The following is a 26,228-nucleotide window of genomic DNA, read 5'->3' on the forward strand; positions in this document are numbered from 1 at the left end:
GCGGCCGCCTGTACGTCCTCGGTGCGGTGGTGTGGCAGCTTGCGGCAATGTTTGCGCCCGACGGTGCCGCCGAGGGCCATCTCGGCATAGGCTGTCCGGGACCGGACACCAGCCCGCTACCCCAGGGAGCCCCGCATGACACGCCAGCATCACCTCGGCCGGGTCGCCGTCGTCACCGGAGCCGGCTCCGGAATCGGGCGGGCGGTGGCGCGGCTTATGCTCGCCGAAGGCTACCGGGTGGTGCTCGCCGGCCGCCGGGAGGCGCCGCTGCTGGAATCCGGGGCCGGCCACGCACAGGCGCTCGCCGTTCCCTGCGACGTTACCCGGCCCGACGACGTCGAACGGCTCTTCGCCGTGGTGCTCGAACAGTGGGGGCGGGTGGACGTGCTGTTCAATAACGCGGGCGTGTTCGGCCCCGCCGCGGCCGTGGACGAGATCAGCGTCGCCGACTGGGACGCCACGGTGGCGGTGAACCTGACCGGATCCCTGCTCTGCGCCGCCGCCGCCGTCCGGGCCATGAAGGCGCAGTCGCCGCAGGGCGGCCGGATCATCAACAACGGTTCCATCGCGGCACATTCGCCCCGGCCACGGACCGTTGCCTACACGGTCACCAAGCATGCGATGACCGGGCTGACCAAGAGCATCGATCTTGATGGCCGCGGCTTCGGCATCAGCTGCGGCCAGATCGACATCGGCAACACCGCCACGGACCTGATGGATGAGATCGGTGTTGGCGACGGCGCGCTCCAGGCCGACGGAAGCCGCCGGGTGGAGCCGACGTTCCCGGTCGAGGACGCCGCCCGCGCCGTGCTGCTGATGGCCGGCATGCCCGCGTCCGCGAGCGTGGGGTCGATCGTAATTACCGCGGCCGGGATGCCGTTCATCGGCCGCGGCTGAGGCCCTGCCGCCGGCAGGCTGCCGGCCCCACCCGCTAAAAAAGCGGCAGCAGCCCGGACAGGTCGCCCCGCAGCCCGGAAGCGGCCACCGTGCCGGCGTCGACCGCGTCCGCCCAGTCCAGTCGGCCGGTCACCATCGCCAGCCAGGTGGCGGCGTCGCACTCGATGACGTTCGGGGGAGTGCCGCGGGTGTGCCGCGGGCCCTCGACGCACTGGGTGACGCCGAACGGCGGCACCCGGACCTCCACCGAGTTCCCGGGCGCACGGGCGGTGACTTCCTCGAGGGTGTAGCGCACCGCCGTCGCGAGCGTGTTGCGCGAGACGGCCGGCGCCTCTGACGCTGGCACTTCTGACGCTGGCACTTCTGACGCTGGCGCCTGGGCGTCGCGCCACGCGGCCAGGGCGGCGCGGCCTTCGTCCACCGGGATCCGGCGCCGTTGCACTGCCACGGGCCTAGTCCAGCAGCGCCGAGACGGCGTGGCCGAGGCGGATCTTGCCGACCTGCCGGCCACCGCCCAGGACCGGGTCCACCACCTTTTCCAGCACGCTGGAGACTTCCGGAACCTCGACGGCGCCCGCGGCCGCCAGCAGGGTCAGGCCCACCAGGGTTGTGGCGCGGATGCTGCCGTCGAGGACCTTGATCGCCACCGACACGCCCTGCGGGGTGGCCATCACCAGCACCCCCTCGGCGCCGATCTTGGCGATGATTCCCAGCTCGTCCATGACAATCGTGTTCGCCTGCCCCCGGCCCTGCACGGCCCAAGGGTAGTCCAGCATGGATGTGGCGATCGTGGCGGCGCGGGCGTTGGAATTGTTGTCCCCGGGCGCCTTGGCCAGACGCGAGTAGGCCCGGGCGAGGCCGGTGAGGGAGACGGCCGCCACCGGAGCGCCGCAGCCGTCGATGCCGAGGTGGGCAATGCGCTCGCCGCAGTACTCCTCGATTACGGAGCGGATCCGCTGCTGCAGGGGGTGGTTCGGTTCGAGGTAGCTGTGCGTATCCCAGCCGTTTTCCGTGCAGGCCCAGAGGAAAGCGGCGTGCTTTCCCGAACAGTTGAAGGCCAGCCGGGACTTCCCGCGTTCCGTCTGGACCAGCCAGGTCCGGGCCGTCTCGTCCTCGGGCCACGCGGCCGGGCATTGGAGCTGGGATTCTTTGACGCCGGCGGCCTTCAGCATGCCTTCGACCACGTCCATGTGGTCGAGGGAGCCGACGTGGCTTCCGCACGCGATCGCCACCTGCGCGCCGCGCAGCGCCACACCGGACTGCATGGACGCCAGGGCCTGCAGCGGCTTGAGCGTGGAGCGCGCGTAGATCGGGGTGGTGATGTCCCCGAGTTCGGTGACGACGTTGCCGTCCGCGGACAGCACGACGGCGGAGCCGATGTGCCGGGACTCGATGAAACCGCTGCGTTCTATGACTGCCAGTTCGACGGCGGACTCAACAGTGAAGGTGGCATGCGGGTTCGAAGGCATGCTGCAATTCTATGGTGCGATGCGGGCCCGGCCCGGTTACTCCACGGTGACCATCACGGACTGCCAGCCGGAGGCGCCGTCGGGTACGGGATCGGCCCGCTTGTCCGTCTGAACCTCGCCGGTGCCGTCGGTGGCGCGCGCTTTGATGTAATGCGGGCCCGGGGTGGCTTCCCAGTCGAAGGACCACTGCCGCCAGGTCACCACGGAGGCCTCGGCCGACAGCACCGCCTCCGTCCACGGGCCATTGTCGATCTGGACCTCCACCTTCGTGATACCGCGGGTCTGCGCCCAGGCCGTGCCGCCGATCGCGACCTTCCCGGCGGCGACCTTGGCGAAGGACTTGGGGACCTCCACTCGGGCCATGGTCTTGATCGGGCCGCGCTCGGACCAGCCGCGCTGGGTCCAGTATGCCTTGTTGTCCGCGAACCGCGTCACCTCGAGATCGACCACCCATTTGGTGGCCGAGACGAAGCCATACAGCCCGGGGACCACCATCCGGACCGGGTAGCCGTGCTCCAGTGGAAGGGCCTCGCCGTTCATGCCGATCGCCAGCATCGCGTCCCGGTCATCCTGCAGGACCTCCAGCGGCGTGGAGGCGCTGAAGCCGTCGACGGAGGTGGAGAGCACCATGTCGGCACCCTCCTTCGGCCGGGCCCTCTTGAGCGCGTCACGGATGGGCATGCCCAGCCATTTGGCGTTGCCGGCCAGGTTCCCGCCCACCGGGTTGGAGACGCAGGTCAGCGAGACGTGGGATTCGATCAGCTGGGCGTCCAGCAGGTCCTGGAAGCTGAGCCGCACCTCTTGTTCGACCATGCCGTGGATCCGCAGTTCCCAGTCCTGGACGTTGATTTCCGGCACGCTGAGGGCGGTGTCGATCCGGTAGAAATCCTTGTTCGGGGTCAGCCAGGGGGTGACACCGGGTGCCTTGGACTGGACGCCGGCGGGCACGGCGGCGGCTGGCCTGGCCGGAGCGGGCAGCTTGAGGGCCTCACGGGCCTGCGCCACATTGCTGCGGGCGGCGCTCAGGAGCCGTCCCCCGGTGGCAGCGGCGGCGGCCGCCACTGCGGTGATGCCGGTGGCGGTGAAGAAGGCGCGGCGGCTGGTGGCGGGTCGTTCCGGTTCCTTTGCGCCGCGGTCCGAAGCCACCTCAGGCCATTCCCGCATCAGCCACAGCCTGGTGATCAGGAGCCGGAGCACAATGAGGCCGGCCACCGTGCCGACCAGCGAAGGAATGGCATCGAGGGGCTTAACGCTGGCCCGGGTAACCACGCTGGCCACGATCACCGACCCCATCAGGAGCACCCCGGCCACACCGAGGGCCCACCTGCGGTAAGCCACGACACCGAGCACGCACGCCAGCAGCAGGATGGTCAGGCCCATGCCCGCGAACAGGGCGGCCTTGTCATTCGTGCCGAACGTAGCGATGGCGAAGTCCTTCATCCACGGCGGGGTGAAGTCGATGAAGGTGGAGCCGAGGGCAATCAGCGGCGTCGCGCGGGCCGTAAAGAAGGCGCCGAGCAGTTCCGCGACGGCCAGCACGACGGCGGCCGAGACCACCCCGGCCAGCGCTGCGAGGGCTACGGGCCCTGACAGCAGGCGCTTCCTGCGCTGGTGCATGCGCTGGTTCGTGCCCTGGGGGGTGGTGCCGGGCTTCGGGGTGCTGGGCGTCGTCATACAGGGTGTTCGGAGCGGCGCGGCCCGCGGATTGACCGCCCGGGCGATCGGGCGGGTCGGGGAGTGGGGATGTCCGGCGGATCGTGCGGTGCATTGCGGCGGACATGCCCATCCCTGGGCGAGAGGAGTGGACATATACGCACTATGTCCAGTGGCTGCGGCGTGGGCTGGGCATGTCCTGTGGAACCTGGGCCTGGGAGGGCATGTCGTGAAGATCGGGCGGCTTCGCAGGGACGGGCATGTCCATCCGTGGGCATGAGGAATGGACTTATACGCACTATGTCCAGTGGCTGCGGCGTGGGCTGGGCATGTCCGGTGGGACCGGGCCCGAAGGATGGGCATGTCCGTCGGAACCCGGGGTCCACGGGCCGAAGACAGGCCAACTCCGGCCGGCGGTCACAGCTTAGGAGCCTGCAGGGTCCACCACGTACCCTTGGGAACTGTGAAAGTACTTGTCATCGGCCCCGGCGGCCGCGAACACGCCATTGTCCGATCCCTGCTCGCTGACCCGAATGTTTCCGAGGTCCACGCGGCCCCTGGCAACGCCGGCATTGGCAAACTGGTCCCCACCCACGCCATCGACGCGAACGACCCCGACGCCGTCGCCGCCCTGGCCACGAGGCTCGCCGTAGACCTCGTGGTGGTGGGACCCGAAGCCCCGCTCGCCGCAGGCGTGTCAGATGCCGTCCGCGACGCCGGAATCCCGGTCTTCGGGCCCAGCAAGGCCGCCGCCCAGCTTGAGGCCTCAAAGGCCTTCGCGAAAGAGGTCATGGCCGAGGCCGGCGTGCCCACCGCGATGGCCCGGGTGGCATCCAACGCCGCTGAAGCCGCCGACGCGCTGGACACCTTCGGCGCGCCGTACGTCGTCAAGGATGACGGGCTCGCCGCCGGCAAGGGCGTGGTCGTCACCCGCGACCGGGACGAGGCGCTGGCCCACGCGCAGAGCTGCTTCGACGCCGGTGGCACCGTGGTGATCGAGGAGTTCCTCGACGGCCCCGAGGTCTCCGTCTTCGTCTTGTGCGACGGCAGCACCACCGTGGCGCTGTCCCCGGCGCAGGATTTCAAGCGCATCTTCGACAACGACGAGGGCCCCAACACCGGCGGCATGGGCGCCTACACCCCGCTGGACTGGGCCCCCGAGGGCCTGGTCCAGGAGGTCATCGACCGGGTTGCGCAGCCCACCGTCAACCAGATGGCGCACCGCGGCACCCCGTTCGTCGGCGTGCTCTTCGTCGGTCTCGCCCTGACGTCCCGCGGCACCCGCGTGATCGAATTCAACGTGCGTTTCGGCGATCCGGAGACCCAGGCCGTCCTGGCCCGGCTCAAGACGCCGCTCGGCGGCCTGCTGATGGCCGCCGCCAAGGGCGAGCTGGACAAGGTCCAGCCGCTGCGCTGGTCCAAGGAGTCGGCCGTCGCCGTCGTCGTCGCCGCCGAAAACTATCCCGGCACGCCCCGGACGGGGGACCGGATCCGCGGCCTGAAGAAGGTCGAGGCGATCGAGGGCGTGCACGTCATCCATGCCGGCACCAAACTCGACGACGAGGGCAAAGTCGTCTCCGCGGGCGGCCGCGTCCTCGCCGTGGTGGCCCTCGGAACCGACCTCGTGGAGGCCCGTGAGCGTGCCTACGACGGCGTCGAACTGGTCCAGCTCGACGGCGGACAGTTCCGTACCGACATCGGCGGCAAGGCCGCCCGCGGCGAAATCAAGGTGACGGCCCCCGGCGCGGCCGCAGCTGCGGCGAAAGCGAAGGCTTGATCATGAACGCGACTGAATCCTCCCTGCCCGCGGGCGGCCTGGACACCGAGACGCTGGACCTGCCCGGCTGGACGCACGTCTACTCCGGAAAGGTCCGCGACCTCTACATTCCGGCCGACTCCTCCATCACGGAACGCTTCGGCCACGAGTGCGTCCTGGTGGTGGCCAGTGACCGCATCAGCGCTTTCGACCACGTCCTCGCCAGCGAGATCCCGGACAAGGGCCGCATCCTCACCCAGCTGAGCCTGTGGTGGTTCGAGCAGCTCGGCGTGGAGCACCACGTGCTCGCATCAACGGTCGACGGCGGCGTCCCCACCGCTGTCGAGGGCCGCGCCATGATCTGCAAGAAGCTCGAGATGTTCCCGGTGGAATGCATCGCCCGCGGCTACCTGACCGGGTCCGGGCTGGCCGAATACAAGGAATCCGGCAGTGTCTGCAGCATCCCGCTGCCGCCCGGCCTCGTGGACGGGTCCCGGCTCGCCGACGCCATCTTCACCCCCTCCGCCAAGGCCGAGGTGGGGGAGCACGACGAGAACATCACCTACGAGGACGTGGTGGAGCTGGTGGGCGAGGACATCGCCGGCCGGCTCCGAGAACTGACCCTGGAGATCTACACCAAGGCCGAGGAGATCGCCCGGAGCCGCGGCATCATCCTGGCTGACACCAAGGTGGAGTTCGGCATCGACACCGCGACCGGCGTCATCACCCTCGGTGACGAGGTCCTGACCCCGGACTCCTCGCGGTTCTGGGACGCCGCCACCTACGAGCCGGGGCAGGCGCAGCCGTCCTACGACAAGCAGTACGTCCGCGACTGGCTGACGTCCGCGGAATCCGGCTGGGACAAGGCCTCCGACACGCCGCCGCCAGCGCTGCCTGCCGACGTCGTCGCCCGCACCCGCAGCCGCTACGTGGAGGCCTTCGAGTTGCTCACCGGGCGGCCCTTCGCCTGAGGCGCCGGAACCGGGGCAGCCGGATGACGGGCCCGGGCAGCCGGATAACGGCTGCCCGGGCTCAGCGCGTACTCACGCTTGCGGTCAGGTGCCGGCGGCTGCCGCGGCGCGGCGCTGGGCCAGCCGGATTTCCAGCACGGCGTCCATGGCCTGCTGGACCCGGTCCGAGGCGCCGGCCGCGCTGAATTCCTTCTGCGCTTCCTCCAGGTACACGAGGGCCTCCTCGGACTCGCCGGCGGCCTTGAGCGCCTTGCCCAGCAGGAGCGAGACTTCGCCCGCGGTGTGTTTGGCCAGCACGTCCCGCTCGGCGTGGATCTCGCGCAGCTTCTGCACGGCGCCCACGATGTCGCCCGTGAGGTAGAGCCAGCGCGCCCGGATAAAGGCAACCTCCAGGTGGTCCGTCTTGTTGCCGCCCACGATCGAGAGGGCCAGTTCCGCGCGCTCGATGGAGGACAGGGTTTCCGGTTCCACGATCCCGGACGAGAGGCGCACCGCGGCGGAGGCCTTGTTGAACCGGGCCCAAAGGTCAATGTCGTTCGCGGGGGAGAGCAGCTTGGCGGCCTTCTCGTGGTACTTGATGCCCTCGGCGTAGTCATGCCGCATGAACGCGACGTTTCCGACCACCCAGGCCACTTCGCCGGCCAGCTGGGACATGGACTGCTCGTCCATCTGCTCGTTCATGTCCTGGCAGTACTTCCAGGCTTCGTCCAGCCGCCCGCTCTCGGCCAAGGCGCCGATCAGCGCGCGCAGCGCACCGATGATGAGGGTGGAGCCCTTGGGCAGCTGGGAGCAGAGCCGCACGGCTTCCTGGGCTTGCTCCACCGCTGTGGTCAGCTGGCCCTGGCCCTGCGCGGCCGCGGCGAGCATCTGCCGGGCACGGACTCCAAGGCCGGCGGACTCGGCGGCCATCGGATGGTCCAGCAGGCGCTGCACGATCGCCTTGCAGTCGGCCCACATGCCCTGCTTGATCATGCATTCGGCCTGCATATAGGTCATGTTCCACCAGGCGCTGGTGTTTTTCGCCTCGAGGGCGATTTGGGCGGCGGCCGCCGCATGCACCGCGGCCAGCGGGTAGTCCCGGAGGTCCCAGGCCTGGCGGGCGTACAGTCCGGCCAGCACGTATTCGGCGTCGCTGACGGAAACCGGCTGGCTCCACGCTTCGAGGGCCTTGGGGGCCAGCTCAAGCCGCCGGGCGAGCTCCTCGATGACATCCGCGGTTGGTTCCCGGCGGCCGGTTTCGAGCAGCGAGATGTAGCTGGGCGAGTAGAGATCCTTCCCCAGTTCCGCCTGCGTGAGCCCACGCTCCAGCCGTTCCGCGCGGAGTTTCTCCCCGAATCCGTTCCCCACGGATACCACCTCATTCCGGACACTTCATGTACTAAATGCTTGACACTCTCTGTGGAAAACATTTTACAATGTATGTCAACAAGGGCAGTGCTGACTTGGTAACGACTCCGACTCAAAATTGAGGAACTCTATGTTGAAGAAGATTGCAGCCGGCGCGGTTCTCGCGGGCGCCCTGGCTTTCTCCGCAGCGGCTCCGGCCGTTCTGTCCGCAGGTTCCATCGCCGATACCACCAACATCACCGCCGTTGGCAACTGGCCCGACCCCATGCGCACGGCCACGGCCGTGGGCAACTGGCCCGACCCGATGACCTACTCCACGAACGTCGGCAACTGGCCCGACCCGATGTAACCAAACGCTCAGCGAACGGGCCCCGGTGGCACCGAAAGGTGTCCCGGGGCTGTTTCTTGCCCGGAACCGCGATCCGCTGCTCCGGCGGCGGGTGCCCGGGCGGCCGGGTGACCGCCCGCAAACACAAAAGAGGGCCTTCCGAATGGAAGGCCCTCATTTGACTGGTCGGGATGACAGGATTTGAACCTGCGACCTCGTCGTCCCGAACGACGCGCGCTACCAAGCTGCGCCACATCCCGATCCGTTACTTCAAAAGCAACTTCACAAGAGTATCCGATTCGGGCCCCGGATGCGAATTCGGGGCCGCGCGGGCCGCCGCATACGTCGGACTCAGACCAGCGAGTCCTTCCACGCCCCGTGCAGCTTGGCGAAGCGGCCGCCCCCGCCGATCAGCTCCGCCGGCGTGCCGTCCTCAACCACGCGGCCGTCATGGACCACAAGCACGCGGTCCGCGGTCTCCACGGTGGAGAGCCGGTGCGCGATGATCAGCGCCGTGCGGCCCGCCTCGCCGGAGCTCACGCCCCGTAGCAGGCTCGCCAGGCCGGCCTGGACCAGCCGCTCGGAGGGGATGTCCAGCGAGGACGTGGCCTCATCCAGGATCAGCACCGCAGGCCGTGCCAGGAAGGCCCGGGCAAAGCTGATCAGCTGGCGCTGGCCGGCGGAGACGCGGCCGCCGCGCTTGTTGACGTCGGTGTCGTAGCCGTCCGGAAGCGCGGTGATGAAGCCGTGGGCGCCCACGGCCTTCGCGGCGTCCTCAATCTCCTGGCGGGAAGCCTCGGGCCGGCCCAGGGCGATGTTGTCCGCCACGGATCCGCTGAACAGGAACGCCTCCTGGGTGACCATCACGACGTTCCGGCGCAAGTCCGCCGTCGTGAGCTGCCGCAGGTCCACGCCGTCGAGCGTGAGCGAACCGGAAGAGACATCGTAGAAGCGGGCGATCAGCTTGGCGAGGGTCGACTTGCCGGCGCCGGTCTGGCCCACGAGGGCGACCGTCTGGCCGGCGGGAATGTGCAGGTCCAAGGCGGGAATGACGACCGGGCCGTCGCCGTAGCGGAACTCGACGTTCTCGAAGTCGATGCGGCCCTCCGCCTGCGGCAGGGCCACGGGGTGCTCCGGCGGCCGGACGGTGGGCACCTCCTCGAGCAGCCCGGAGACCTTCTCCAGCGCCGCCTGCGCGCTCTGGAAGGAGTTGTAGAACATGGCCATCTGGTCGACCGGCTGAAAGAAGCGCTTCGCCGAGAGGATCAGTGCCAGCAGCACGCCCACGGCGAGTTCGCCGGAGAGGACGCGGAAGCCGCCGGTGAGCAGGACGACGGCGACGCAGACGTTCCCGATCAGGACCAGGCCGGGCTGGAGGATGCCGTTGAGGTTGATCGAGCGGACGGTGACCTTGCGGTAGTCCTCCGAAAGCTCCGCATACCGCTCGGCGTTCTGGCGCTCCTTGCGGAAGGCCTTGACGGCGCGGATTCCGGTCATGGTCTCGACGAAGTGCACGATCAGCCGGGCCGAGACGACGCTCGATTCGCGGAACGCGATCTCGGAGTGCTTCTGGTACCAGCGGGCCAGGAAATACATCGGCACGCCGGCGGCCAGCACCAGCAGCCCGCTGCGCCAGTCGAGGGCGAACACCGTGACGGCGGTGAAGATCATGAACAGCATCCCGGACGCGAGCGAGCTGACCCCGGAGTCGAGCAGTTCGCGCAGTGCCTCGAGGTCCGACGTCTGCCGGGCGATGATGCGGCCCGAGGTGTATTTCTCGTGGAACTCCAGGCTCAGCCGCTGGGTCTGGCGGAAGACCCGCACACGCAGGTCCAGCAGCATCGCCTGGCTCAGGCGGGCGGTCGAAGTCACATACAGGGCCGTGAGGCCCGCCGTCGCGACGGCCGCGGCGAGGTACGCGGCGCCGGCCAGCATGAGCGGCAGGCTGTCGCCGGTGCGCAGGGCCGGCAGCGCGTGATCGATCCCGAACGCGATCAGCGCCGGGCCGGCCACGCGGGCCGCCTGGGACAGGACGACGGCGGCGATGGTGAGCCAGAAGCGCCGGCGGACGGGACGGATCAGCGAGCCGAGCAGCGCCAGGGAGCGGCGCCGGACGGCCCGGCTGTCGGACTTGGACAGGTGTGCGTTGTCCTCGTTGGCGGTGCCGAAGGTGGCCGTGCTCATCGGGACACCTCCTCGGCCTCGAGGGCGGACAGTTCGGAGTCCAGGTCCCGCGGTTCCGGGTCCAGGCTGGCGATCACGTAGCGGTAGTGGCTGTTCTCCGCGAGCAGTTCGGTGTGGGTTCCGACGGCGGCAATCCGGCCGTCCTCCAGCAGCGCCACCCGGTCGGCGAGGGCCACGGTGGAGGGCCGGTGGGCCACGATCAGGGTGGTGGTGTCCGCGAGGACCTCCCGGAGCCGGGCCTCCACCAGCTCCTCGGTGTTGACGTCCAGGGCCGACAGCGGGTCGTCCAGGACCAGCACCTTCGGCCTGGCGGCGACGGCCCGGGCCAGGGCGATGCGCTGCCGCTGGCCGCCGGACAGGCTCAGGCCCTCCTCGCCGATCAGCGTGTCCAGGCCTTCGGGCAGGGAGTACGCGAAATGCGCCTGGGCAGTGTCCAGCGCCTCCGCCAGAATCTCCTCCCGGCGCTCCTGCGACTCCTCGCCCTGGACGCCGAGCAGCACGTTGTCCCGCACGGAGCTGGAAAAGAGCGTGGTGTCCTCGAAGGCCACGGAGACGACGGTGCGCAGTTCCTCGACGCTGAAGTCGCGCAGGTCCACGCCATCGATCGTGACCGAGCCCGCCGTCGCCTCGAACAGGCGCGGCACCAGCTGCAGCAGGGCACTCTTGCCGCTGCCGGTGATGCCCACCAGGGCCATGGTCTCGCCGGGCCGGACGTCCAGGCAGATGTCCTTGAGGATGGGCTTGTCCGGGGCATCCTCGAAGGCGAAGGTGGCGTGGTGGAAACCTAGGGCGCCTTTGAGCTCCGCGGGCCGGCGCGGCTGCGGCGGGCTCGTGATGGTGTTGGCGGAGTCCATCACCTCAAAATGCCGGTCCACCGCGGTCTTGGCGGTCAGCGCCATGGCGAGCAGCATGCCGCAGAACTCCACCGGCGTCGCGATCACGGCGGCGGTGGCGAAGAACGCCACGAGTGACCCGATGCTCAGCTCCCCGCCTGCCGCCAGCATGATGCCGACGACCAGCCCGGCGCCGAGGGCCAGCTCGGGCAGCAGCGTGACGACGAGGCTGAAGGCGGCCAGGTGTTTGGCCTTCACAATTTCGGTCTGGCGCAGTTCCTCGGCCTGTTCGTTGAAGTTTTCCAGCGCCTCGCGGCTGCGTCCGAAGGCCTTGAGCACACGGATGCCGTGGACGGATTCCTCGACCGTGGTGGCGAGGTCCCCGGCCTGGTCCTGGCTGCGGCGAGCCACCTTGCTGAAGCGGGTCCGGAAACGGAAGCCGTAGATCATGATCGGCACGGCAGCGGCCAGGAAGATCAGCGCCAGCTGCCAGCTCATAGCAAACATCACGACGACGCCGATCACCACCGTCAGGGTGGTGACCACAAGCATGATCGCCCCGAACGCCATCCAGCGCCGGAGGAAGTTCAGGTCCGTCATGGCGCGTGAGAGCAGTTGCCCGGAGCCCCAGCGGTCGTGGAAGGACACGGTCAGGTCCTGCAGGTGGTCATAGAGCGAGACGCGCATCCGGGTTTCCACCGTGGTGGCCGGGTTGATGACGAACTGGCGTCGCAGCGCCACCAGCCCGGCTTCGGCGATGCCCAGGACGAGGATCACCCCGGAGGCGATCCAGACGGCCTGGCTGCTTCCGCCCGGCCTCAGCCAGTCGTTGATCAGGACCCGCAGGACCTGGGGGATGGCCAGGGCGACAATGCTGGCCATCAGGGCAGAGACCAGGCCCATGACAAGCCGCGGCATGATCGGCCTGACGTGCGGATAAAGACGACTGATTGACGAGAAAAACGGTGTCTGCTTGGCCATGCCTGCTTCTTAACTGCAACTGCGGAATGAATTACGCAACTGGATGTAGTTTCCTGTAGCAACTACCCTAGGCCATTTCGTGACCCGGTTCACAGGATATCGGTCCGTTCCGCAATCTGGCCCAGTAATTATGTTCCGCAATGGCCCGGGTCCGGGGGTCGGCCGGGTACTCCGCCGGCGTGCCTTGGGGACATGCCCATGCTGCTGGCCGCTCAGGGGAGCATGCCCATTCGTTGCGAACCACACCTAGGGACATGCCCATCCCTGGACCCCGGGGTTGGGCATGATGCCGTTATGTCCATTGCTCGGCGTGGAGACTGGGCATGTCCCGTGGAAAGTTGGTCTCGGGGATGGGCATGCCCATCCGAAGCAATGTCCCATGGAATCTTGGTCCCGGGGGATGGGCATGTCCCTCCGGAGCGGGCGCACGGGGAGGGGCCCGCAGCCTCAGTTCCGGGCGGTCAGGGTGAGCAGTACGGCCTCGGGCTTGCAGGCGATTCGGACCGGAGCGAAGCGCGAGGTGCCGATGCCGCCGGAGACGTTCACCGGCGTCGTCCGACCCTTGCTTTCCCAGTCGTGCAGGCCTTTGGCGCGCCAGGTCGGCAGATCGCAGTTGGACACCAGTGCCCCGTAGCCCGGGACGCAGATCTGGCCGCCGTGGGTGTGCCCGGCCAGGAGCAGGTCCGCGGCGTCCTCGGTGAAGTGGTCCAGCACGCGCTGGTAGGGGGCGTGCGCGACGGCGACCCGTAGGTGCGGCTTGGCGTCCTGGCCCTTGGTTCCGCGGGGCCAGCCGGCGTAGCGTTCGAGGCGCAGGTGCGGATCGTCCACCCCGGAGAAGTCGACGCGCAGGCCCTTGAGCACCAGCGACTGGCAGCGGTTGGTGAGATCCACCCAGCCGGCCATTCCGAAGCCCGCCCGCAGCCTTGGCCAGTCCAGCTCTACCGGCTTCTTCGGACGCCCCGAGGGGCCCCGGAAGTAGGCTGCGGGGTTCTTGAAACCGGGGGCATAGTAGTCGTTGGAGCCGGGAACGAAGACGCCGGGGAACGCCATCAGCGGCCGCAGGGCTTCGAGGACAGGTTCCACGGCCTTGGGGTGGCTGAGGTTGTCCCCGGTATTGACCACCAGGTCCGGTTCGAGTCCGGCGAGGGACGCGAGCCAGGCGGCCTTCCGGCGCTGGCCCGGCACGAAGTGGATGTCGCTCAGGTGCAGCACCCGCAACGGCCCGAAGCCCGGCGGCAGGATCGGGAGGCTTTCCTCCCGCAGGACGAATTGGTTCTTCTCCCACAGCCCGTAGCCGGCCGCGGCGGTGCCTGCGGCTGCTCCGGCGGCGGCGGTTACGGCAAAGCCACGCCCGATGGTCCGGGCGCGGCTAGCCAGTGTGTCGGCGGGGGCCATCGGCAACCCTACTTCTTCGGGCTGGGGGGATTGGTCGGCGGGGCCGACGGCGCTGGGTTGTCGGTGGGGGCCGGTGCCTGGGTCGGCGCCGCCGGCGCCTGGGTCGGCGCCGCCGGTGCCCTCGGAGCCGGAGCCGTGACGGCGCCGGAGACCATGTTCGACGGCGGGGCCGGGAACGGGTCCGTGCCGAATGCCGGGGCCACCTGCGCCATGAAGTTCGAGAACTGCGGGCCGGCGATCATGTAACCGTCGATGCCCTTGTAGAACTGGCCGTTGATGGTGATGTTCTGGCCCGGACGGCGCTGGTCGCCCAGCGGATCGCCGAACCAGGAGGCCGTGGCCAGACCCCGGGTGTGGCCGACCACCCAGGTGGACTCGTTGTTGTTCGAGGTACCGGTCTTCGCCGCGATCGGGAAGTTGGTGCGGGTGGAGATCCGCGGCTTGATCAGGGCGCCGGAACCCCTGTTCAGGACTTCCTGCAGCGCGTAGTTGACGCCCCGGGCGACCTCGGGCTTGATGGCGTCCCGGCAGTTGGTGGCCTGCGCCGGCAGCTTTGCGCCGTTTTGGTCCGTGACCGAGGTGATGGCGATCGGCTCGCAGTATTTCCCGTCGTTGGCGAAGGTTGCGAACGCGCTGGCCATGGACAGCGGGGAGGTCTGCGTGGCACCCAGCAGGTTGGCCGTGGTGAACATGTTGATCTTCGGGTTCGGATCGGTGATTTTGCCGTCCTTGTCCACTGCGGGAAGGCCGGAGTGCAGGCCAACGGAGTCAACGATCTTCTGGATGCCGCAGAAGTCCAGCTGGGCGGCGGAGGCGAACGTGATGGTGTTGATCGAGTTGTAGAGGCCCTCGAGGACGGTCAGGGGGCGGTACCAGGTGTCTTCGGCGTTCTGCAGGTCGTCCGCCGCACCGAGGCTCTTCTCGTCGGTGTTGTAGGCACCCGTGGTGACGCCGCAGGAGTTCCGCCATTTGAAGTCCAGCGGGTACTTCCGCACGGCGCCGTTGAGCACCTGATTCATCGACTTGCCCTCATTGAGCCACTCGGCAAAGGTGAACGGTTTCATGGTGGAGCCCGGCTGCGCGCCTCCGAGACCGTTGATGTCGTTGCCCTTCTCATCGAGTTTGTCGACATTGAAGTTCAGTTCCGTGTTGAACTTTCCGTCGGCGGGGAACCACACAGTGTTTTGAGCCATGTTGATGATCTTGCCGGTGCCGGGCTGGACCGAGACAAGGGCGGCACCCCACTTGTCCGGGTTCGCTCCGGCCGAAGCGTCCACCTGCGCCTGGGCGACGGCCTGGGCGTTGGGGTCCAGCGTGGTCTTGATGGTCAGGCCGCCGCGGAAGATCTTCCGGTTTCGGGCGTCGGCGTCGGCGCCGTAGGCGGGGTTGTTCAGCAGCAGGTGCAGCACATAGTCACAGAAGTACGGCGCCGTGGCGGCGTACGCGCAGCCCTGCTTGGCCTGGGTGACCTTGGTCTGCACCGGCGTGGCCACGGCGGCGTCATACTCCGGCTGCTTGATCTTGCCCTGCGTCAGCATCGCCTTGAGCACAAGGTTCCGGCGCGCCTTGGCGTTATCCGGGTTGGTGATCGGGTCGTAGAAGGACGGGCTGTTGACCACGCCGGCCAGAAGCGCGGCCTGCGGCAGGGTGAGGTCCTTGGCGGTGGTGCTGAAGAAGAACTTCGAGGCGGCTTCGATGCCGTAGGCGTCACGGTTGAAGAAGACGATGTTCAGATAGCCCTCGAGGATCTGCTCCTTGGTGAACTTCTTCTCCAGGGCGATGGCGAGCTTCATCTCGCGGAGCTTGTCCCCGACGCCCTTGTTGACGCCGTTGAGGAGGACCTGGTCGCCCTTACCCTCGGACTCCAGCGAGGAGTTGATGACGTTGTTGACGTACTGCTGCGTGATGGTCGACGCGCCCTGCTTGTTGCCGCGGGCGGTGCTGACGAGGGCACGCAGGATGCCGGTGGTGTCCACGCCGCCGTGCTCGTAGAAGCGGCTGTCCTCGATGGCGACGATGGCGTCCTTGATGTACGGCGACATCTTGTCCAGCGATACCCGGGTCCGGTTCTCCGAGAAGAGGTTGGCGATCACGCTGCCGTCGGCAGCCAGGATGGTGGTGGACTGGCTCGGCGGATCGACCTGCAACTCCGCCGGCAGGGTCTCAAAGAACTTAATCGACCCGGAGGCGCTGTTGCCGGAGAGGGCGGCCGCGGGGACCAGCAGTCCGGCCACGAGCACACCACAAATGGCGCTCACGCCCAGGAAAAGAATGATCTTTCCGAGGGTGGTGGCCGTGTCGAATAAAGGGTTCTTACCAGTCGCCATGTTTTCCACTTTACCGGCAAGGACTAGGCTTTACTTCATGACCAAATGGGAGTACGCCACGATTCCGCTCATTATCCACGCGACCAAGCAGATCCTGGATCAGTGGGGCGACGACGGCTGGGAGCTTGTCCAGGTTGTTCCGGGCCCCGATGGAAACGGCCTGGTTGCCTATTTGAAGCGGGAGAAGCAGTAGCCATGAGCACCCCTGAAACGGCCGCTCCGGCCGCCGGCCTCGGCGCTACAAACAGTCCCGTAAACGGCGCCGAAAGCGCCGTGGCAACCGCCGAAAACGCCGTGGGTACCGGCGCGTCGTCCGCCGTCGAACAGCGCCTCGCCGAGCTTGGCCTTACGCTTCCCGCAGTGGCCGCTCCGGTGGCCGCGTACGTCCCCGCTGTCATCTCCGGGAACCATGTCTACACCTCGGGCCAGCTGCCGTTCATCGACGGCAAGCTCGAAGCCACCGGCAAAGTCTCCTCCGGAACCGAAGGCACCTCGGACGAGCCGACCGTGTCTCCGGACGCCGCCAAGCGCTACGCCGAGGTCTGCGCCGTTAACGCGCTGGCGGCGGTGAAAAGCGTGATCGGCGACCTGGACCGCATCACGCGGATCGTTAAGGTCGTCGGCTTCGTCTCCTCCGACCCCTCCTTCACCGGCCAGCCCGGTGTCATCAACGGCGCGTCCGAACTCCTGGGCAAGGTCCTTGGCGACGCCGGCCAGCACGCACGTTCCGCCGTCGGCGTCGCCGTTCTGCCGCTCGACTCTCCGGTCGAGGTAGAACTGATCGCCGAATTCGCCTAGAAGGCCGGTCGTTTCCCTTGCCGCACTTAGCACGACGCCTGTTCGTCCTCCCGCCGGATCTTGAGGGGGCAGCCCGCAGCTGGCTTGAACACGGCGAGCGGACCCCGCGCGCCCCCCGCTACGCCTCCTCCGTGGTCCTGCTGCGGGACTCGCCCACCGGCCTGGAAACGTGGCTGGGTTACCGGCCGGGCTCCTCGCCGCTGGGGGTGCTCGCCTTTCCCGGCGGCTCGCTGGAGGCGAGCGACGACGACGCCGTCGGCTGGCTCGGCCCTGCGCCGCAGTACTGGGCCGAGAAGATGGGGACGTCCGACGTCGGCCTGGCGCGCCGCCACGTGGTGGGCGCGATCCGCGAGCTGTTCGAGGAGACCGGTATTCTGCTGGCCGGTCCGGACCTGTCCACCACGGTGGAGGGAACCTCCACGGCCGAGTGGATGCGCGCCCGGGAGGCAGTGGCCGATCAGGAGAAATCTTTCACCGACCTGCTGGCCAAGCGCGGACTTTCGCTGCGGACCGACCTGCTGAAGCCGCTGGTGAACTGGCTCAGCCCGGACTTCTCGCACCGCCGCTTCAACACCCGGTACTTTGCCGCGACCGTCCCCATGAACCAGCAGCCGTCGCTGCTGGCCAGCAAGGGCATCTGGGGTCGCTGGGTCTGCGTCCGCAAGGTCATCGCCGAACGTGACACCACCGCCCTCGGCGACGAGGTGGGCCAGCCGAACACCGTGGGCCTGAAGCTGGGCCAACTCCTGGTGCCGGGCTCGGAGATCATGCTCGAGAAGATGGCAGCCGCCAACGGCTGCATCGCCTACCTCAGCTACAAGCGCACGGCGCACGCCTACCAGCCGACCCTGGTGGAGGAGGGCGGCCAGTTGATGCTCGAAGTCGAGGCCGCCAAGACCGTCGCCGGGGAACCCCAGCGGGAACGCTGACCCGGCCGTTGACCGTCCCGGGGCTGTGGGGACTCCGGACGTGACCTGCCACCGGACATGCTCATCGTTCGAGCCGGGCAATGGACATGCCCGTCGGGACTGGAACTCGTTGCTGGACTTGCTCATCGTTCGAGCCGGGGAATGGACATAGTGGGCATATGTCCATCCCTGGCGTTCAGGGATGAGCATGTCCGGAGGTGCCTGCCGCGAAAACCACAGAGGGCCGGCCCGTTGTCACGGGCCGGCCCTCTGTGGTTTTCGGACGTGTTGCGGAACCCTTAGCGGGAACGCTGGCGCAGGCGCTGCATGTCGAGGATCACGACGGCGCGGGCTTCCAGGCGCAGCCAGCCGCGCTGGACGAATTCGGCGAGGGCCTTGTTGACCGTCTCGCGGGAGGCGCCGACCAGCTGGGCCAGCTCTTCCTGGGTGAGCTCGTGGGCTACGAGGACGCCGTCGGTCGCGGGACGGCCGAAGCGGTCCGCCAGGTCGAGCAGGGCCTTGGCGACGCGGCCCGGGACGTCGGAGAAGACGAGGTCGGACAGGGAATCGTTGGTGCGGCGCAGGCGGCGGGCCAGTGCCTGCAGCAGCTGCGCGGACACCTCCGGGCGGGTGCGCAGCAGAGCGTTGAGGCTCTCGTTCTTCAGCCCGGCCAGGCGGGTTTCGGAGACGGCGGTCGCCGTGGCGGTGCGCGGGCTCGGGTCAAACAAGGCCATTTCGCCGAAGAGTTCGCCCGGGCCGAGGATGGCGAGGAGGGACTCGCGGCCGTCCGGGGAGGTGCGGCCGAGTTTTACCTTGCCGGAGACGATGAAGTAGAGCTGGTCGCCCTGGTCGCCTTCCCGGAAAACCGAGGCTCCGCGTGAGAGGTCCACCTCGGTGAGTTCGTCCGTCAGCAGACGGAACGCCTCGTCGTCGAGCGTGGCGAAAAGGGGTGCGCGGCGCAATACCTCGATATCCATGAAATCTCCTGACTTACTGTGTCGGCTGGGGCGCTTCAGCCATTGTTTCAGAATTTTGCGGCTTCTGTGACGTAGTTGGCATCGAAACGCGCGAAACGGCGCCGGAGTACGCCCCCGGAGCCCCGACGGTCAGTTGGGGGCCGGGATCCGTCGGGGCAGGACGCCAAACACCCGACAAAGTGTCTGTGCGCGCCGGTAGAATGAGGGCCTACAAGTTTTAAGGAGCCCCGGTGTTCGGCTTGACCATTTTGGACCTGGCGTTGATCCTCACACTCCTGTCCTACCTGATCTACGGCTTCCGCAACGGCTTCCTGGTGACGCTGGGCGGCATCGCAGGTTTCGCGGCAGGGGCTGTGGCCGCCTTCGTGTCGGTGCCCATCGTCAGCGACCTCGTCGACGACCCCAGTTGGCGGCTCACCGCGATCATCGCCACGGCCGTGCTGCTGATGATGCTGGGCCACGGGCTGGGCACCATGATCGGACGGCGCATCCGCAGCGTCGTCAGGATCAGCCCGCTCCGGCTGGCCGACCGGGTGGTGGGCGGCGGCGTCAACGTTGCCGTGTCCGCCCTCGTGATGTCCATGCTGTCCTTCAGCATCAGCGCCCTGGGCGTTCCGTTTGTTTCCCAGCAGCTTGCTGATTCGAAGGTGATCGGGTTTATCGACGGCGTCACCCCCACGCCGCTGAAGACGTCCATGGCCCAGCTGCGGTCGGCCGTGATCGGCGACGGCATTCCGACCCTGTTCGAAGGCATCGGCGGCCAGCCGGTTCCGGTCCCGAATGCCAGCACCGACACCCCGGCGCTGAACAAGGCGGCTGCGTCCGTGCTGAAGATCGCCGGCACCGCGTACCAGTGCGGACAGAACCAGACCGGAACCGGGTTCGTCGTCTCGGCCGGCCGCGTTGTGACCAACGCCCACGTGGTCGCCGGCGTCCCCGAGCCGGTTGTCGAGGTCCCGGGCGGCGGGGCCCTTCCGGGCAGGATTGTCTACTTCGACAGCCGCCACGATCTCGCCGTGCTGGCCGTGGACGGGCTGCCCTCGGCGCCGCTGCCGCTGGGGCCCAACCTTCCCGCCGGCAGCCCCGCGGCGTTCGCGGGTTATCCGCACGGTGGGCCGTTCCAGTCCAAACCGGCCACCGTCCGGGACATCGCGACCGTGCTGGTACCGGACATTTACGGCAACAATGCCGCGGCAGAGGACGTCTACCGGCTCGCCGGCGACGTCCAGCCGGGGAACTCCGGCGGACCGCTGCTGACCATGGACGGGCAGGTGTCCGGCGTGGTCTTCGCGAAGTCGACGTCGGAGGCGTCGCTCGGTTTTGCCATCACTATGAACGACCTCGGCCCCGTGGCCGCCCAGGCCCCCGGGCTCGGCGCCACCGTCTCGCCCGGCCAGTGCATCAAGAAGTAGCCGTGGCCGGGGCGTAGGCTCCGTCAGCCGGAGGCCGCCTCGATCCACTCGAGGCTCTGGCCGTGGGGTCCGGCGATGGCCACCGGCAGGCCGTCCTCGAGCAGCAGGAAGCGTCCGCCGAGCCGCGCCTCGTCCATTTCCGGAACCACACTGGAGCCGTCGGCCTGCACGATGACCGTGTGGCCCTCGTTGGAAAGCCAGTGGCAGCCACGGTCCGCGGCCAGCATCGAGATGCTGTCCCGGAAGCGTTCACGCCCCGTCGCGTCGAGGTAGGCCATCACCGCGCTGTGGAACACCACCAAAGCGGCGTCCGCCGGGGCCTGCCCGGCGAGGGCCATGAGCTGTTCGTTGAGGTCCCCGGCGACCAGCAGCGGCGGGTCAGCCTGCGCAATCGCGATCGCCTGGCGCAGCCGTTCGCGGCGGAAGTCCTGCTCCGGCCAGACCAGCGCCTCGAGCCAGGCGACGTCGTCGGGGTCGCGGATGTCGAGCGGATTCAGGTCGATGCCGGCGCGCCACGCCACCGCGGGCAGCCCGGCCGGCAGCGGCACGGGGCCGGTGGTGGCGCAGCGCAGGACCGGGTAGCTTCCGGGCGCCGCGCCGGCCGGAGCCAGCCGCGTCACACCACCGGATCCGGCGCCGGCCACGCCGTCATACTCGTAGCCGTAGCGGTCCGGGAACAGTGCCAGCCCGGCCGAGGCGCCGACTTCGATGAGGGCCAGCGGACGGCCCTCCGCGGCGGCGATGCGGGCAAGGGACGGGAGCCGCGCGGCGCAGCGGCCGGCTTCGTTCGTCTGCGTGGACCGGGAGAGGACAATCCGGGAGACGTCGTCCCAGTGGGCGTCCAGGAAACTCCGGAACTCCCGGTACGGGCCGACCCGGGCGCCGAGGAAGCGGGAGGCGGCCAGCATCAGCAGGGGCTGGCGCTTGTTATGCGGCCAGGCGTCGATGCGCCGGAGGAGTTCGGGGTCGTCCGCGATGCCCACCGACCATTCGGAGTAGCAGGCGGAGTTCCCGGGGGCATCGACGGTACCGAAGTGGCGGTACCAGTCAGCCGTCCCGGCCTGCTCCGACGCGGCGGACATGGCTAGTCCCGGCCCGCGTAAAATTCGGCGAGGTATTCGACGGCGAAGCGGTACCCGAGGATTCCGGCCCCGGCGATCACGGCTTTGCTGACGTCCGAGAGGTAGGAGTGGTGCCGGAACTCTTCCCGGGCGTGCACGTTGGTGATGTGGACCTCGACGGCGGGCAGCTGCACCGCCGTGATCGCGTCCCGGATCGCCACCGAAGTGTGCGTGTAGGCGCCGGCGTTGAGGACGATGCCCAGCGCCTTGCCGCGGGCGGCGTGGATGGCGTCCACGAGCGCGCCCTCATGGTTGGACTGGAAGCATTCGACGTCGAGCCCGTGCGCCGCACCGGCGTCCTTGGCGAGCTGTTCGACGTCGGCCAGCGTGGCCGTGCCGTACTTCTCGGGCTCGCGGGTGCCCAGCAGGTTCAGGTTGGGCCCGTTGAGGACCAGGACGGTGCCGCGTCGGACGTCCGCGGAGGTGGCTTCGCTCATGCCAGCCAATGTACCGCGGAACCGTGGGCTCTGGCCCGCGCCGGGCCCGCTGCCTACACTGAAAGGACCATCGTGCGGAGCCTCCGTAACGGTCGGTCCGCGCACAACAAGCCCATTTCTCATGGAGCGTCATCATGCGCAATATTCACGCAGTGAAAGCAATCCGCCGGGCCGCGGTGGCCCTCCTGGCGGCGGTTGCCGTGCTTGTGCCGGCGCCGCTGTCCACCGCCGCAGGAACCGACCCCGGACACGGCCGCTCTGTGATCACCCTTCCCGGCGCCACCGGAGCGGAAGGCATCGCGGCCGGTGAGGGGTCCACGTTCTTCGCCGGGGACCGGCTCAACGGGAACATCTACCGCGGCGATATCCGCGGCGGGACGGCAAGGAGATTCATTACCGCACCCGCCGGCAGGGCCGCCCTCGGCATGAAGGTGGACCGGCGCCACGACCTTCTCTTCGTCGCCGGCGGCGGCACCGGACAGGCCTACCTCTATGACCTCAAGTCCCGGACGACCGAAGCCACATACCAGTTGGCCGCGGCCGGGGCGAGCTTCATCAACGACGTCACCCTGACCAGCCGCGGCGCCTGGTTCACCAACTCCCAGGCCGGCGAGCTCTACTTCGTGCCGGTGGGCAGCGACGGCGAACCCGGAACCGCCCGCACGCTGAAGCTGAAAGGCCCGGCCGGGACCGTGGACCAGGGCTTCAACCTCAACGGCATCGCCGCCGCGGGGGACGGCGACACCCTGATCGTCGCTCACACCGCCCGCGGCGTGCTCTACACGGTGAACCCCCGCAACGGGGCGAGCGCCGAGATCGGCGGCGTCAGCGTGCCCAACGTCGACGGGATCCTGCTCAAGGACGGCACCCTGTGGGCCGTGCAGAACCTGGACAACCAGGTCAGCCGCATCCGGCTCGACAGCAGCCTCGATTCCGGGGAGCTGAGGCACGTCATCACGAGCCCGAACTTCGACATCCCCACGACGGCGGCCCTCTTCGACGACACGCTCGCCGTGGTCAACTCGAAGTTCACCAACCCGGGGGCCACCAGCTTCGAGGTAGTCCGGGTCCAGGCCCGCTAGCTGTACTGTCCCGGCACGTTAGTGACACGGGGACTGATTTGACGCAATAAGAGGACCTCCGGGTGTTGTGTGGTGCTTGTCGAGAGCGAACACAACCCAGGAGGTCCTCGTGTCCCACCGTAACGCGTTTTTGGCTCACTCGGGCCGTCTTCGGCTGGCTCGCTGCATCGTTGATGATGGTTGGCCGTTGCGCCGGGCGGCTGAACGGTTCAGTGTCTCCGTGCCGACCGCAGCCCGTTGGTCGCAGCGGTACCGTGATTTCGGCGAGGACGGGCTTCAAGACCGTTCAAGCCGACCGGCTGCCTGTCCGCACCGGACCCGGGTGCGCTCCGAGCGGCGGGTGTTGGGTCTGCGGGTCAACAGGCGCTGGGGTCCGGCCCGGATCGCGTATCACCTGCACTTGAACATCTCCACTGTTCACCGGATCCTGGCTCGTTACCTCTGTCCCCCGCTGCGGTTCACCGATCCGGCCACCGGAGTCAGGACCCGGGGCCGGGACCGCGCCCGCCGATATGAATACGCCTGGCCCGGCGAGATGGTCCACATCGATGTCAAGAAGCTCGGCCGCATCCCCAACGGCGGCGGCCACCGGATCCACGGGCGCGTGCAGGGCGAGGCGAATGCCCGGGCCAGGAACCTCGCCGAAGGCCGCCGTAAAGACCGCGGGCAGGTCAGGGGCTACTCCTTTATTCATCACGCCGTCGATGACCATTCCCGGTTCGTCTACTCCGAGATCCTTCCCGACGAAACCCAAGCCACAGCGGCCGCATTCATGCGCAACGCCATCGCCGCTTTCCAAGCCCAAGGCGTTCGGATCAAGCGGGTGATGACCGACAACGGCTCCTGCTACCGGTCCAGAGCTTTCGGCAAAGTCCTTGCCGAGGCCGGCATCAGCCACAAACGCACCCGGCCCTACCGGCCCCAGACAAACGGCAAGGTCGAACGCTTCAACCGAATCCTCAAAGAGGAATGGGCCTACGCCAGGGCCTACCGCTCAGAAACGGAACGCCAAGCCTGTTACCAGGACTTCATCGACTACTACAATCACCACAGGCCACACACCGCCCTCAAAGGCGCCTCACCCGCCAGCCGTGTCACTAACGTGCCGGGTTAGTACAGCTAGCGGCCGGAGCCTACTTCTTGAGCGAGTTCGCGATCTGGGCCATCACGGTGTTGTCGGCCAGCGTGGTGGCGTCGCCGACCTCGCGGCCTTCCGCGACGTCCTTGAGCAGGCGGCGCATGATCTTGCCGGATCGGGTCTTGGGCAGTTCCGGAACGATCAGGATGGTCTTGGGCTTGGCGATCGGACCGATTTCCTTGCCCACGTGGTTGCGGAGCTCCTGGACCATCGCCTCGCCCGAGTCCACCGCGTCCCCGCGCAGGATGACGAACGCCACGACAGCCTGGCCGGTGGTCTCGTCCGCCGCACCGACGACGGCGGCTTCCGCCACGGCCGGGTGGGACACGAGGGCGGATTCGATCTCGGCGGTGGAGAGCCGGTGGCCGGAAATGTTCATCACGTCGTCCACGCGGCCAAGCAGCCAGATGTCGCCGTCGTCGTCCTTCTTGGCGCCGTCGCCGGCGAAGTACATGGTTTCGAAACGGGACCAGTAGGTTTCCTTGAACCGCTCCGGGTCGCCCCAGATGCCGCGCAACATGGCCGGCCACGGCTCGCGGATCACGAGGTAGCCGCCGGCGCCGTTGGGCACGGACTCGCCGGCTTCATCGACGACGTCGACGGCGATGCCGGGCAGGGGGACCTGCGCGGAGCCCGGCTTGGTCGCGGTCACCCCGGGCAGCGGGGCGATCATCTGCGCACCGGTCTCGGTCTGCCACCAGGTGTCCACGATCGGGGCCGGGTGGTCCTTCCTCTCCCCGTGCGCGCCGGCGTTGGCGCCGATGACCTCCCGGTACCACATCCACGCCTCCGGGTTGATGGGTTCGCCCACCGAGCCCAGGACGCGGATCGAGGAGAGGTCCGACTTGGCCGGGATGTCCTTGCCCCACTTCATGAAGGTGCGGATCGCGGTGGGGGCGGTGTAAAGGATGGAGACCTTGTACTTCTCCACGATCTCCCACCAGCGGCCCTGGTGCGGGGAGTCGGGGGTGCCCTCGTACATCACCTGGGTGGCGCCGTTGATGAGCGGCGCGTAGGCGACGTAGGAGTGGCCGGTGATCCAGCCGACGTCGGCCGTGCACCAGTAGACGTCCGTTTCCGGGTGCAGGTCGAAGACCGCCTTGTGGGTGTAGGCGCCCTGGGTGAGGTAGCCGCCGGTGGTGTGCAGGATGCCCTTGGGCTTTCCGGTGGTGCCTGAGGTGTAGAGGATGAACAGCGGGTGCTCGGCGTCGTGGCCGACGGCGGTGTGCTCTGCGGAGGCGGTCCCGACCGTATCTGCCCACCAGTGGTCCCGGCCGTCATGCCAGTCGACGTCCTGGCCGTTGCGCTTCACGACGACGACGTTCTGCACCGTGTGCCCGCTGCCGTCGCCCTCGTGGGCCAGCGCCTCGTCGACGGCGTGCTTGAGCGGGCTGGGCTTGCCGCGGCGGTAGGTGCCGTCGGCGGTGACGACGAGCTTGGCTTCGGCGTCGTCGATCCGGGACCGCAGGGCCTCGGCGGAGAAGCCGCCGAACACCACGGAGTGGATGGCGCCGATCCGGGCGCAGGCCAGCAGCGTGATGACGGCTTCGGGGATCATCGGCAGGTACACGGCGACACGGTCGCCCTTGGCCACGCCGAGGGATTCGAACGCGTTGGCGGCCTTCTTGACCTCTTCGGTGAGCTGCGCGTAGGTGTAGGTCCGGGTGTCGCCGGGCTCGCCCTCGAAGTAGATGGCGACGCGGTCCCCGTTGCCGGCCTCGACGTGCCGGTCCAGGGCGTTGTACGCGGCATTGATCTCGCCGCCGACAAACCACTTGGCGAACGGCGGGTTGGACCAGTCCAGCGTCTGGGTGAAGTCCTTGCTCCAGCTGAGCAGGCTGCGGGCCTGCTTGGCCCAGAAGGCGGGCCTGTCGGCGTCGGCCTCGGCGTAGTCGGCGGCCGTGACCACGGCGTTGGCGGCGAACTCGGCCGAGGGGGCGAACTTCCGGTTCTCCTGCGACAGGTTTTCGAAGGCATCGCCCTGCCGGGGCGCCTGGGTTGTCGTGGAGCCTGGGGTCTGCTGGGACATGGTGAACCTCATCATTCATCGAGCCGTGCCGCACGGAACGTCCGTTGCGCAGCAGCGCCCGGCCACGTGCGCGGCATCGGGCATCGGCTGGTCACGGACGTGCCGCAAGAGCTGTTCCGAAATACACACTAACCCTTGGCTCCGGCCGAACGTGTGCCCCGTCACAAGGGGAGCCGTAAGCGGTG

At 68.3% G+C, this 26,228-nt stretch carries 22 protein-coding genes and 1 tRNA gene; 10 read left to right on the top strand and 13 right to left on the bottom strand.

The window, feature by feature from the left end; all coding sequences use genetic code 11:
* Window positions 1–135: 135 nt before the first annotated feature.
* Entirely contained in the window at window positions 136–897 is a 762-nt protein-coding gene (locus tag ACZ5Z0_RS11865; RefSeq protein ID WP_464108606.1) for an SDR family oxidoreductase, read from the top strand.
* A 34-nt stretch (window positions 898–931) separates the two neighbouring features.
* Here ACZ5Z0_RS11865 and ACZ5Z0_RS11870 read toward each other — a convergent pair whose 3' ends face one another.
* The 3 genes from ACZ5Z0_RS11870 to ACZ5Z0_RS11880 are packed head-to-tail and all read right to left on the bottom strand — an operon-like array spanning window position 932 to window position 3,983.
* On the bottom strand, window positions 932–1,345 hold the full coding sequence (locus ACZ5Z0_RS11870) for a sterol carrier family protein (protein WP_464108607.1): 414 nt from the start codon (window positions 1,343–1,345) through the stop codon (window positions 932–934).
* Between the two features lie 4 nt (window positions 1,346–1,349).
* Window positions 1,350–2,366: an asparaginase gene (locus tag ACZ5Z0_RS11875; RefSeq protein ID WP_464108608.1), complete on the bottom strand. Its 1,017-nt coding sequence runs from the start codon at window positions 2,364–2,366 to the stop codon at window positions 1,350–1,352.
* A 36-nt stretch (window positions 2,367–2,402) separates the two neighbouring features.
* Window positions 2,403–3,983: a molybdopterin-dependent oxidoreductase gene (locus ACZ5Z0_RS11880; RefSeq protein WP_464110777.1), complete on the bottom strand. Its 1,581-nt coding sequence runs from the start codon at window positions 3,981–3,983 to the stop codon at window positions 2,403–2,405.
* A gap of 499 nt (window positions 3,984–4,482) precedes the next feature.
* Here ACZ5Z0_RS11880 and purD point away from each other — a divergent pair, with 499 nt between their 5' ends.
* Window positions 4,483–5,796, top strand: coding sequence for a phosphoribosylamine--glycine ligase (purD, locus tag ACZ5Z0_RS11885; RefSeq protein ID WP_464108609.1), 1,314 nt, complete (start codon window positions 4,483–4,485; stop codon window positions 5,794–5,796).
* A gap of 2 nt (window positions 5,797–5,798) precedes the next feature.
* Entirely contained in the window at window positions 5,799–6,746 is a 948-nt protein-coding gene (locus tag ACZ5Z0_RS11890) for a phosphoribosylaminoimidazolesuccinocarboxamide synthase (protein ID WP_464108610.1), read from the top strand.
* Between the two features lie 84 nt (window positions 6,747–6,830).
* On the opposite strand, the gene ACZ5Z0_RS11895 is transcribed toward ACZ5Z0_RS11890, so the two are convergent.
* Window positions 6,831–8,093 carry a helix-turn-helix domain-containing protein gene (locus ACZ5Z0_RS11895; protein WP_464108611.1) on the bottom strand — a complete coding sequence of 421 codons (1,263 nt, stop codon included), beginning with the start codon at window positions 8,091–8,093 and terminating at the stop codon, window positions 6,831–6,833.
* Between the two features lie 130 nt (window positions 8,094–8,223).
* Here ACZ5Z0_RS11895 and ACZ5Z0_RS11900 point away from each other — a divergent pair, with 130 nt between their 5' ends.
* The gene (locus ACZ5Z0_RS11900) at window positions 8,224–8,442 is read left to right on the top strand and encodes a hypothetical protein (RefSeq protein WP_138768328.1); all 219 of its coding nucleotides are present in this window, start codon (window positions 8,224–8,226) and stop codon (window positions 8,440–8,442) included.
* 162 nt (window positions 8,443–8,604) lie between these two features.
* Here the strand turns inward: ACZ5Z0_RS11900 and ACZ5Z0_RS11905 are convergent.
* From ACZ5Z0_RS11905 to ACZ5Z0_RS11925, 5 genes are all read right to left on the bottom strand, one after another.
* Window positions 8,605–8,681, bottom strand: a tRNA-Pro gene (locus ACZ5Z0_RS11905).
* Window positions 8,682–8,772: 91 nt separating this feature from the next.
* Entirely contained in the window at window positions 8,773–10,605 is a 1,833-nt protein-coding gene (locus ACZ5Z0_RS11910) for an ABC transporter ATP-binding protein (protein ID WP_464108612.1), read from the bottom strand.
* Window positions 10,602–12,419, bottom strand: coding sequence for an ABC transporter ATP-binding protein (locus tag ACZ5Z0_RS11915; protein WP_464108613.1), 1,818 nt, complete (start codon window positions 12,417–12,419; stop codon window positions 10,602–10,604). The genes ACZ5Z0_RS11910 and ACZ5Z0_RS11915 overlap by 4 nt, the downstream gene beginning before the upstream one ends.
* Before the next feature lie 447 nt (window positions 12,420–12,866).
* Entirely contained in the window at window positions 12,867–13,814 is a 948-nt protein-coding gene (locus ACZ5Z0_RS11920) for a metallophosphoesterase (RefSeq protein ID WP_464108614.1), read from the bottom strand.
* Window positions 13,815–13,822: 8 nt separating this feature from the next.
* Window positions 13,823–16,141, bottom strand: coding sequence for a transglycosylase domain-containing protein (locus ACZ5Z0_RS11925; RefSeq protein WP_464108615.1), 2,319 nt, complete (start codon window positions 16,139–16,141; stop codon window positions 13,823–13,825).
* Between the two features lie 37 nt (window positions 16,142–16,178).
* Here ACZ5Z0_RS11925 and ACZ5Z0_RS11930 point away from each other — a divergent pair, with 37 nt between their 5' ends.
* From ACZ5Z0_RS11930 to ACZ5Z0_RS11940, 3 genes are read left to right on the top strand one after another with little or no spacing between them, the layout of a single operon-like run.
* Window positions 16,179–16,334 carry a DUF4177 domain-containing protein gene (locus ACZ5Z0_RS11930; RefSeq protein ID WP_003797879.1) on the top strand — a complete coding sequence of 52 codons (156 nt, stop codon included), beginning with the start codon at window positions 16,179–16,181 and terminating at the stop codon, window positions 16,332–16,334.
* A 2-nt stretch (window positions 16,335–16,336) separates the two neighbouring features.
* On the top strand, window positions 16,337–16,939 hold the full coding sequence (locus tag ACZ5Z0_RS11935; protein WP_464108616.1) for a RidA family protein: 603 nt from the start codon (window positions 16,337–16,339) through the stop codon (window positions 16,937–16,939).
* A 17-nt stretch (window positions 16,940–16,956) separates the two neighbouring features.
* On the top strand, window positions 16,957–17,868 hold the full coding sequence (locus ACZ5Z0_RS11940; RefSeq protein WP_464108617.1) for an NUDIX hydrolase: 912 nt from the start codon (window positions 16,957–16,959) through the stop codon (window positions 17,866–17,868).
* A gap of 278 nt (window positions 17,869–18,146) precedes the next feature.
* On the opposite strand, the gene ACZ5Z0_RS11945 is transcribed toward ACZ5Z0_RS11940, so the two are convergent.
* Window positions 18,147–18,824, bottom strand: a complete 678-nt coding sequence (locus tag ACZ5Z0_RS11945) for a Crp/Fnr family transcriptional regulator (protein WP_011693220.1) — start codon at window positions 18,822–18,824, stop codon at window positions 18,147–18,149.
* Between the two features lie 230 nt (window positions 18,825–19,054).
* Between ACZ5Z0_RS11945 and ACZ5Z0_RS11950 the strand changes: the two genes are divergently transcribed.
* The gene (locus ACZ5Z0_RS11950) at window positions 19,055–20,236 is read left to right on the top strand and encodes a MarP family serine protease (RefSeq protein WP_464108618.1); all 1,182 of its coding nucleotides are present in this window, start codon (window positions 19,055–19,057) and stop codon (window positions 20,234–20,236) included.
* Between the two features lie 23 nt (window positions 20,237–20,259).
* On the opposite strand, the gene ACZ5Z0_RS11955 is transcribed toward ACZ5Z0_RS11950, so the two are convergent.
* Together ACZ5Z0_RS11955 and aroQ are read right to left on the bottom strand one after the other, a co-directional pair.
* Window positions 20,260–21,318, bottom strand: coding sequence for a DUF2332 domain-containing protein (locus ACZ5Z0_RS11955; RefSeq protein ID WP_464108619.1), 1,059 nt, complete (start codon window positions 21,316–21,318; stop codon window positions 20,260–20,262).
* A 2-nt stretch (window positions 21,319–21,320) separates the two neighbouring features.
* A complete protein-coding gene (gene aroQ, locus ACZ5Z0_RS11960) occupies window positions 21,321–21,794 on the bottom strand; it encodes a type II 3-dehydroquinate dehydratase (RefSeq protein ID WP_464108620.1) in 474 nt (157 codons plus the stop codon).
* A 134-nt stretch (window positions 21,795–21,928) separates the two neighbouring features.
* On the opposite strand from aroQ, the gene ACZ5Z0_RS11965 reads away from it, so the two are divergent.
* Both ACZ5Z0_RS11965 and ACZ5Z0_RS11970 read left to right on the top strand, forming a co-directional pair.
* Complete coding sequence (locus ACZ5Z0_RS11965) at window positions 21,929–22,876, top strand: SMP-30/gluconolactonase/LRE family protein (RefSeq protein WP_464108621.1); 948 nt, start codon at window positions 21,929–21,931, stop codon at window positions 22,874–22,876.
* Window positions 22,877–22,985: 109 nt separating this feature from the next.
* Window positions 22,986–23,990: an IS481 family transposase gene (locus tag ACZ5Z0_RS11970; protein ID WP_464108622.1), complete on the top strand. Its 1,005-nt coding sequence runs from the start codon at window positions 22,986–22,988 to the stop codon at window positions 23,988–23,990.
* 19 nt (window positions 23,991–24,009) lie between these two features.
* On the opposite strand, the gene acs is transcribed toward ACZ5Z0_RS11970, so the two are convergent.
* Window positions 24,010–26,043, bottom strand: a complete 2,034-nt coding sequence (gene acs, locus ACZ5Z0_RS11975) for an acetate--CoA ligase (protein ID WP_464108623.1) — start codon at window positions 26,041–26,043, stop codon at window positions 24,010–24,012.
* Window positions 26,044–26,228: the final 185 nt, after the last annotated feature.

The sequence above is a fragment of the Arthrobacter sp. T2-23 genome (assembly GCF_055398325.1).

Bases quoted from the DNA above. Each gene is read 5' to 3' on its own strand.
- ACZ5Z0_RS11915 (WP_464108613.1), bottom strand. From the start codon at position 12,419: ATGGCCAAGCAGACACCGTTTTTCTCGTCAATCAGTCGTCTTTATCCG.
- aroQ (WP_464108620.1), bottom strand. From the start codon at position 21,794: ATGAGCGAAGCCACCTCCGCGGACGTCCGACGCGGCACCGTCCTGGTC.
- ACZ5Z0_RS11925 (WP_464108615.1), bottom strand. From the start codon at position 16,141: ATGGCGACTGGTAAGAACCCTTTATTCGACACGGCCACCACCCTCGGA.
- ACZ5Z0_RS11965 (WP_464108621.1), top strand. From the start codon at position 21,929: ATGCGCAATATTCACGCAGTGAAAGCAATCCGCCGGGCCGCGGTGGCC.
- ACZ5Z0_RS11955 (WP_464108619.1), bottom strand. From the start codon at position 21,318: ATGTCCGCCGCGTCGGAGCAGGCCGGGACGGCTGACTGGTACCGCCAC.
- ACZ5Z0_RS11930 (WP_003797879.1), top strand. From the start codon at position 16,179: ATGACCAAATGGGAGTACGCCACGATTCCGCTCATTATCCACGCGACC.
- ACZ5Z0_RS11890 (WP_464108610.1), top strand. From the start codon at position 5,799: ATGAACGCGACTGAATCCTCCCTGCCCGCGGGCGGCCTGGACACCGAG.
- ACZ5Z0_RS11910 (WP_464108612.1), bottom strand. From the start codon at position 10,605: ATGAGCACGGCCACCTTCGGCACCGCCAACGAGGACAACGCACACCTG.
- ACZ5Z0_RS11865 (WP_464108606.1), top strand. From the start codon at position 136: ATGACACGCCAGCATCACCTCGGCCGGGTCGCCGTCGTCACCGGAGCC.
- acs (WP_464108623.1), bottom strand. From the start codon at position 26,043: ATGTCCCAGCAGACCCCAGGCTCCACGACAACCCAGGCGCCCCGGCAG.
- ACZ5Z0_RS11920 (WP_464108614.1), bottom strand. From the start codon at position 13,814: ATGGCCCCCGCCGACACACTGGCTAGCCGCGCCCGGACCATCGGGCGT.
- ACZ5Z0_RS11875 (WP_464108608.1), bottom strand. From the start codon at position 2,366: ATGCCTTCGAACCCGCATGCCACCTTCACTGTTGAGTCCGCCGTCGAA.
- ACZ5Z0_RS11945 (WP_011693220.1), bottom strand. From the start codon at position 18,824: ATGGATATCGAGGTATTGCGCCGCGCACCCCTTTTCGCCACGCTCGAC.
- ACZ5Z0_RS11880 (WP_464110777.1), bottom strand. From the start codon at position 3,983: ATGCACCAGCGCAGGAAGCGCCTGCTGTCAGGGCCCGTAGCCCTCGCA.
- ACZ5Z0_RS11900 (WP_138768328.1), top strand. From the start codon at position 8,224: ATGTTGAAGAAGATTGCAGCCGGCGCGGTTCTCGCGGGCGCCCTGGCT.
- ACZ5Z0_RS11935 (WP_464108616.1), top strand. From the start codon at position 16,337: ATGAGCACCCCTGAAACGGCCGCTCCGGCCGCCGGCCTCGGCGCTACA.